Origin of the sequence: Haemophilus haemolyticus (assembly GCF_003490595.1) — a bacterium.
Classification (GTDB): Bacteria; Pseudomonadota; Gammaproteobacteria; order Enterobacterales; family Pasteurellaceae; genus Haemophilus; species Haemophilus haemolyticus_L.
The window spans coordinates 1-2,336 of record NZ_QQGY01000021.1; the positions used below are offsets into that span (position 1 = coordinate 1).

1 protein-coding gene is annotated in these 2,336 nt (G+C 45.3%); it reads right to left on the bottom strand.

Annotated features, from left to right (window positions below; all coding sequences use genetic code 11):
• Positions 1-2,336, bottom strand: a 2,336-nt coding sequence (locus DV415_RS10005; protein WP_192879132.1) for a hemagglutinin repeat-containing protein, incomplete at both ends; no start/stop codon positions are given.

Here is a 2,336-nt window from a genome sequence, read left to right on the forward strand (position 1 = left end):
CCAGCCTTGAAAGCCCCTTCTGCACCCGCTTTCTCATACTCAACAATCATCTTATCAATTCTATTCGCATAGGATTGTTTCATTGCTTTAGTAAAATTGCCTTCTTGAATTAAGGTCTTAATCGCATTCAGTGAGTCAATCGGATGCATCGCAATCTCAGCAATGCCTTTCCCTGTTTCAAAAAGCCCCACTGGAATTGACGTCGCAAGCCCAGCACCATAAGCAGTATCTTGCCCCGCACTCACTAATTCCCAATAAACACCTGTTTTTAGTTCACAGCGCAAGCTACCATTACATGCCGCAAACTCTTCATCTCTTTGCTTAGCCTGCCACCCGGAAAGGTAATTGTTTGTCACCGTATTTTCCGCAATCTGTGCATTAATTGCCGTATTGCCGATAATTTCAACACCTTCTGATTTCCCGTTCATTAAAGCACCGGCAATACCGCCTGCAAGACTTGCCATACTAATTACACCCGCCTTTTCATCTGGCGTTAAATCAGCTTCCGATTTACCATAAAGTATAGAGGCAATTTGTGGTGCCAGTAATTCAGCCCCTGCTGCACTTATCGCACCATGTGCTGCTCTTCCTCCATTGACTTGAGCCTCAATCGCTCCCCATACGGCATGTGCAAGTGCATTAGTTGCTTTATCATGCGTATTATCTGCTATCAATTTATTCATCGTTGGCGATAAAGTTGCGACAGCTGTAGCTGAAGCACCTTGCCCTGAAAGCACACCGGTAAAGAGGGCTGTGACGGTGTCTATAGTTCGGCGGTTTCCTCCGCCATACCCCCATTCACCCACTTCTCGCTTAGCTTCTCTTAACCGATATTCAAGGAAATCCAACGCATCCTTACTTGCATTATTAGCCTTAGCTTTATCGTATTCTGCTTTTACACGTCGTTCAGCAGTTTCTGCTTCATTTAATTTATTTGACGTATAAGTCTCCACCGCCTTTTGTACATGTCCTATTGCCGTTGCAATCTGTTGTTGCTCTTGGATTTGCGCTTTCACATCCTTCGTCTGTGCAACTTGATTGTTAGCTTGGGCAAGGTCTGTGTTAATGCCTAGTTGGGCTGCTGTGGTCTGTGTCGGGCTCGTATCTTTATTCAAGATAACCGTCCCTTCCGTCAATGTCGCTCTGGTAACTGAACTGTCACTGTCTCGCTCAAACATTGGTAAGCCCGGGCTTATACCGCCACTACGCTGACTGTCTAGTTTGGTACTATTTTCTGTGTTCGGTTTAACCGCTCTGCCCGTTTCATTATCCACCCATTTTTCTTTTGACTCTTTGAGACTTCCGCTAATACTTGCGCTCGCTGCACTGCTGCTCGATTCATTTTGAATATCTTCAAAGGTCAGCTTGTTTGTGGCTAATTCACTGTTTTTTGGATTAGTGCTTGCAATGGCGCCACCTTTTAAGTGAACATTTTGGGCGTCAATATGATAACCCCCTTCTTCCGCAAAAATACCGGCTTGTTCATTCACTTGTTTACGGTAAGTCGTGCCTTTGGAAGCATTGCCATAACCGCTCAAGCTCCAGTTATTACCAAAACCAAATTCCACTTCTAAACCGCCTCCGCTTGATTTGGTTTTAAAGCGTTCTTCGTCTTGTAAACTTTCAATGTTGAGCTTACCCCCCACATTGGCATTAACGGTGTTACCTTTGACTTGACTCCCCAGCAGGTTGGTATCACCTTGGCTGTTTAACGTCACGGTTTGTGCATCTAAGTGGCTCGCTTGGTAAGTTTTGCTTTCGCCATCTTCCTTGCCACTGCTTCCGCCTACTCGTGCATAAACGCCTACACCGGTTTGGGCACCCACTGTCGCAGCCATCCCAACTTCAACACCGACACTTTGATTACGCCCTTTAAATTGCGTGTGGGTTTCCCCTGCTTGAATGTTGAGTTTATTGCCGGTAAGCATGATGCTGCTGTCTTGGATTCGCTTACCTTGCTCATCTCTTGAGGTGAGGTCGGTGTGGGTTAGATTGATACTACCAAGCTGACGTTCGCCTTTTTCATTCGCCTTTTGCTTGTCATCTCCCCGTGCAATCAGATTGATATCTTTCGCATTAATACGACTGCCTACGCTAATATCAGCCAACCCTTCTTGGCTTTGACGACTATGTGCCACACCGCTACCCGATTCAACACGAAGCAAATAAGTGTTAGATTTCGGGTCTTTTGTCGCCATCTTACTAATGGAGTTATATAAGTTATAACCCTGTGCAGCTACACTCATTACATTTGCTGCTTTCAAGCGGTCAGAGGCTTTGTCATTTTTTACCGCCCCTTCAATCGTGTTAATTAAATCGATGATTGGCGATTTTAC